The following is a 5,343-nucleotide window of genomic DNA, read 5'->3' as shown; positions in this document are numbered from 1 at the left end:
AGCATCACGACGAAAGCCGCCTGACCATGCCCTCAGGCCATCGCGGAAATTACACCACCTTGACGGACGTGACCCGCTCCAGTCAAACTGGAGGGCATCACCGGCAGCGAAGTGCAGGGGGATGAACGCCTCTCCCGATCCGGCGTCAGCCCGCTTCAGATCGCGGACAAACCGCTGAACCGGCGAATAGGAACCGGTGTAGCCTTCCTCCACGAGTTGCTCATAGAGCTTCTGGGCCGTCCGCCGCTCCCGGCGTGGTCGTTTCTGGTCCTGATCAAACAGGCCCCGAAGCCGAAGATCAAACCCGTTGCACAGTTTGTGCCGAACCGGCGGGGCCTGGCGCTGGTAGCTCGGCGGGCTCTCATCCTTCAGATACTTCTTGATCGTGTTCCGCGACAATCCCGTCGCCCGCGCAACAGATCGGATGCTGCGTCCCTCAACCAATACCCACCGTCGGATCTTCGACACACTTTCCATCAATAACACCTGCTCATTCCTCCGCGCTATTCGGCGCGGATGCTAACGTGGCAGGTGGGTCAATTTTACTCGCTCATAACCCACCCAAGTGGGTCAATTTCGCATGCCGATTCACAGCCGATTACCGCGCCTCAGCAGCGAACGGCAACTTGGTCCGCAAGGTCGCAATGTTCATCGAATCAGCCGGCTTGTGTTGAGCGACTCCCCCGCGCCGCGCCGCCTTGGCCCTGAGTAGCATCACCGCCATTCTCCTGTATTTGCACGCCACACTACTACGACGGTCGAAACTTGTTGAAATGACCGCTTTGGGGTCTCTTTTAGTCATCCCCATCCGGGGAACTCTCGCCTCCCCGGTGGAACGGGGACGAGATGGCAGGCATCAACCACAATCAGGCAACGGTGGACCGCGGCGCGCGCATGCTCCGAACGGCGCTCGGGCCTGCCATCTCAGCCCTGCTGCAAGACCCGTCGGTCGTCGAGGTCATGCTGAACCCCGATGGCCGGATCTGGGTGGACCGGCTGTCCGAGGGACTGGCCGATACGGGCGAGATACTGTCGGCTGCCGATGGTGAGCGCATCGTGCGGCTGGTCGCCCACCACGTCGGCGTCGAAGTCCACACTCGTAGCCCCCGCGTGTCGGCCGAACTGCCCGAGACCGGCGAGCGCTTCGAGGGATTGTTGCCGCCGGTCGTGTCCTCGCCCGCCTTCGCCATTCGCAAACCCGCCGTCGCGGTGTTCACGCTCGATGACTACGTGGCGGCCGGCATCATGTCCGCCGGTCAAGCGGAAACGCTCCGCGCCGCCGTCCAGTCGCGTGCGAACATCCTCGTCGCGGGTGGCACGTCCACCGGCAAGACCACGCTGACCAATGCGCTGCTGGCCGAGGTGGCCAAGACGCAGGATCGCGTCGTCATCATCGAGGACACCCGCGAGCTGCAATGCGCGGCACCCAACCTTGTCGCCATGCGGACCAAGGATGGCGTTGCCACTTTGTCCGATCTGGTCCGTTCCTCGCTGCGGCTGCGTCCCGACCGTATTCCGATCGGTGAGGTGCGTGGCGCCGAGGCGCTCGATCTCCTCAAAGCCTGGGGCACCGGGCACCCCGGAGGGATCGGCACCATCCATGCCGGTTCCGGCATTGGCGCGCTTCGCCGCCTCGAACAACTGATCCAGGAAGCCGTCGTCACCGTTCCGCGCGCCATGATCGCCGAAACCATCGACCTCGTGGCCGTCCTCGCCGGTCGCGGTTCCGCACGGCGGCTTGTTGAACTCGCCCGCGTCGAAGGTCTCGGTCCCGACGGCGACTACCGGATTTTCCCCGCCTTTTCAGAACCCGACACCACTCGCAACACTGGAGACCCTGCATGATCCGTCGTGCCTTCCGCATCCGTCACCATATCGCAACCGCCTCGGCCGTCGCCTGGGTGAGCCTGATGACGTCCCCGGCCTTTGCCTCCGGCTCCTCGATGCCCTGGGAAGCGCCGCTGCAATCCATCCTCGAATCCGTCGAAGGGCCGGTGGCCAAGATCGTCGCGGTGATCATCATCATCGTCACCGGCCTGACGCTGGCCTTCGGCGATACCGGCGGAGGCTTCAGGCGCCTGATCCAGATCGTCTTCGGCATCTCCATCGCCTTCGCCGCCAGTTCCTTCTTCCTGAGCTTCTTCAGCTTCGGCGGCGGGGTGCTGGTCTGATGGCCGTGAGCTTCGAGGCGCTCGACGCGGTGCCGGGCTTCGCTGTCCCGGTCCACCGCGCCCTGACCGAACCGATCCTGCTCGGCGGTGCGCAGCGATCCGTGGCGATCCTCAACGGCACGCTGGCCGGGGCCGTGGGCCTCGGCCTCCAGCTCTGGCTGGCCGGCATCCTGATTTGGGCGGTGGGCCATATCGCCGCCGTCTGGGCGGCCAAGCGCGATCCGCTCTTCGTCGAGGTCGCGCGCCGCCATCTCCGCATCCCCGGCCATCTTTCAGTGTGAGGCACAAGCCATGATGAATCTTGCGGAATACCGCCGCACCGCCTCCCGCTTGGCTGACTACCTTCCCTGGGTGGCGCTGGTCGGCTCCGGCGTGGTGTTGAACAAGGACGGCTCCTTCCAGAGGACGGCGAAGTTTCGCGGGCCGGATCTGGACTCCGCCGTCGCGGCCGAGCTGGTTGCGGTCGCGGGACGGTTGAACAACGCCTTCCGCCGTCTCGGCTCCGGTTGGGCCATCTTCGTCGAGGCGCAGCGGTCGGAGGCCGCGACCTATCCTGCAAGCCGCTTCCCCGATCCCGCCTCGGCGCTGGTCGATGCCGAGCGCAAGGCCGATTTCGAGGAGGAAGGCAGCCATTTCGTCTCGGGCTATTTCCTGACCTTCCTCTGGCTCCCGCCCGCAGAAGATGCCGCACGCTCGGAGTCCTGGCTTTACGAGGGCCGCGAGACCTCGGGCGTGAACCCCTGGGAGCTGGTGCGCGGCTTCATCGACCGCACCGACCGCGTGCTGGCGCTGCTCGACGGATTCATGCCGGAATGCCGCTGGCTCGATGACGCTGGCACGCTGACCTACCTCCATTCGACGATCTCGACCAATCGGCATCGCGTCTGCGTTCCGGAAACTCCGGTCTATCTCGATGCGCTGCTGGCCGATCAGCCGCTGACCGGCGGGCTGGAGCCGCGCCTGGGCACTCAGCATCTCCGGGTTCTGACGATCACCGGCTTTCCCGGCACCACCATCCCCGGCCTGCTCGACGAGATGAACCGGCTGGCCTTCCCCTATCGCTGGTCGACCCGCGCCATCCTTATGGACAAGACCGACGCGACCCGGCTGCTGACGAAGATCCGCCGGCAATGGTTCGCAAAGCGCAAGAGCATCGCAGCGATCATCAAGGAGGTGATGACCAACGAGCAATCCGCCCTCGTGGACACCGATGCCGCGAACAAGGCCGCCGACGCGGATATGGCGTTGCAGGAACTCGGCGCCGACATGGCCGGAATGGCCTATGTCACGGCGACCGTCACCGTCTGGGACGAGGACGCCCGCCGCGCCGACGAAAAGCTGCGCCTGGTCGAGAAGATCATCCAGTCCCGCGATTTCAGCGTCATGGTCGAGACGGTCAATGCCGTCGACGCCTGGCTCGGCAGCCTGCCCGGACATGCCTATGCCAATGTCCGCCAACCGCCGGTCTCGACGCTCAACCTTGCCCACATGGTTCCCTCAAGCGCCGTGTGGGCGGGGCCGGAGCGGGACGATCACTTCGGCGCGCCCCCGCTGCTTTACGGCAGGACCGAAGGCTCGACCCCGTTCCGGCTGTCCCTCCATGTCGGCGACGTAGGCCATACCCTTGTCGTCGGACCGACCGGCGCCGGCAAGTCGGTGCTGCTGGCGCTGATGGCCTTGCAGTTCCGCCGCTACGCGCGCTCACAGGTCTTCGCCTTCGATTTCGGCGGCTCCATCCGCGCCTGCGCACTCGCGATGCAGGGTGACTGGCACGATCTCGGCGGCGAACTGACCGACGCTTCCGAAACATCGGTTTCGCTGCAACCGCTCGCCCGCATCCACGAGACATCCGAACGCGCCTGGGCCGCCGACTGGATCGTGGCGATCCTGATGCGCGAGAACATCCAGATCACGCCCGAGGTGAAGGAGCATCTGTGGACGGCCCTGACTTCGCTTGCCTCCGCCCCGGTCGGGGAACGCACCATCACCGGCCTTGCCGTGCTGCTGCAATCCAATGACCTGAAACAGGCGCTGCGCTCCTATTGCGTCGGCGGTCCCTATGGCCGGCTGCTCGATGCGGAAGCCGAACATCTCGGTTCGTCGGATGTGCAGGCATATGAGATCGAAGGCTTGGTTGGAACCGGTGCCGCCCCGGCTGTCCTAGCTTATCTGTTCCACCGCATCGGGGACAGGTTGGACGGGCGGCCCACGCTGCTGATCATCGACGAGGGCTGGCTGGCGCTCGATGACGAGGGGTTCGCGGACCAGCTCAGGGAATGGCTCAAGACCCTGCGCAAGAAGAACGCCAGCGTCATCTTCGCCACGCAATCGCTTTCTGACATCGACAATTCCGCCATCGCCCCGGCGATCATCGAAAGCTGCCCGACGCGGCTCCTCTTGCCGAACGAGCGCGCCATCGAGCCGCAGATCACCGCGATCTATCGCCGCTTCGGGCTGAACGACCGGCAGATCGAGATCCTGGCACGGGCGACGCCCAAGCGCGATTATTACTGCCAGTCTCGGCGCGGCAACCGCCTGTTTGACCTTGGATTGTCGGAAGTCGGGCTGGCGCTTTGCGCCGCTTCGGCCAAGTCCGATCAGGCCCTGATCAGCGACATCCTCGCCGAGCATGACCGCAACGGGTTTCTCGCCGCCTGGCTACGTGCCCGCGGCGTCGATTGGGCGGCCGATCTCATCCCGGACCTCACCAATCTCGCGACCGAAAGCGAACACCTGCCGCCCGTCGTCGATGAGGACGAGTTCGGCATCATCCTGGAAGAAGAGGAGATTACCCTATGACGCGCGCAATTCCCCGGTTCACCCGCATCGCCAGCGCTTCGGCGCTCGCCCTTGCGCTCGCCGCACCGCTGGCGCTGGCCCCGGTGTTCACGACGCCGGCCCATGCCTTCTTCGGCGGGTTCGGCAGGATCGTCTACGATCCGACCAACCATGCCGAGAACCTGCTGACCGCCGCCCGCACGCTGGAGCAGATCAACAATCAGATTACCTCGCTCCAGAACGAGGCACAGATGCTGATCAACCAGGCCCGCAATCTCGCGAGCTTGCCCCACAGCTCGCTGCAGGCCCTTCAGCAAAATGTCCAGCGGACCCAGCAGCTTCTCGGTCAGGCCCAGAACATCGCCTTCGACGTGCAGAACATCGACCAGATGTT

General features: G+C 64.9%; 4 protein-coding genes and 2 pseudogenes. 5 read left to right on the top strand and 1 reads right to left on the bottom strand.

Annotated features, from left to right (window positions below):
- Positions 1-477: pseudogene (locus WMK75_RS18205) on the bottom strand (hypothetical protein); the annotation flags it as partial.
- 369 nt (positions 478-846) lie between these two features.
- On the opposite strand from WMK75_RS18205, the gene trbB reads away from it, so the two are divergent.
- The 5 genes and pseudogenes from trbB to WMK75_RS18180 all read left to right on the top strand — a co-directional run.
- Positions 847-1,845 carry a P-type conjugative transfer ATPase TrbB gene (gene trbB / locus WMK75_RS18200; protein WP_347268999.1) on the top strand — a complete coding sequence of 333 codons (999 nt, stop codon included), beginning with the start codon at positions 847-849 and terminating at the stop codon, positions 1,843-1,845.
- Positions 1,842-2,171: a TrbC/VirB2 family protein gene (locus tag WMK75_RS18195; RefSeq protein ID WP_347268998.1), complete on the top strand. Its 330-nt coding sequence runs from the start codon at positions 1,842-1,844 to the stop codon at positions 2,169-2,171. The genes trbB and WMK75_RS18195 overlap by 4 nt, the downstream gene beginning before the upstream one ends.
- On the top strand, positions 2,171-2,452 hold the full coding sequence (locus WMK75_RS18190; RefSeq protein WP_347268997.1) for a VirB3 family type IV secretion system protein: 282 nt from the start codon (positions 2,171-2,173) through the stop codon (positions 2,450-2,452). Before WMK75_RS18195 ends, WMK75_RS18190 begins: the two co-directional genes overlap by 1 nt.
- Before the next feature lie 10 nt (positions 2,453-2,462).
- Positions 2,463-4,970 carry a conjugal transfer protein TrbE gene (gene trbE, locus WMK75_RS18185; RefSeq protein ID WP_347268996.1) on the top strand — a complete coding sequence of 836 codons (2,508 nt, stop codon included), beginning with the start codon at positions 2,463-2,465 and terminating at the stop codon, positions 4,968-4,970.
- Positions 4,967-5,343 (top strand): annotated as a pseudogene (locus WMK75_RS18180) (P-type conjugative transfer protein TrbJ); the annotation flags it as partial. The gene trbE and the pseudogene WMK75_RS18180, both read left to right, overlap by 4 nt.

The organism is Paracoccus sp. (in: a-proteobacteria) (assembly GCF_039808215.1).
Classification (GTDB): Bacteria; Pseudomonadota; Alphaproteobacteria; order Rhodobacterales; family Rhodobacteraceae; genus Paracoccus.
Note: the sequence above shows the minus strand (reverse complement) of the source record. Positions and strands in the feature narration are given on the sequence as shown.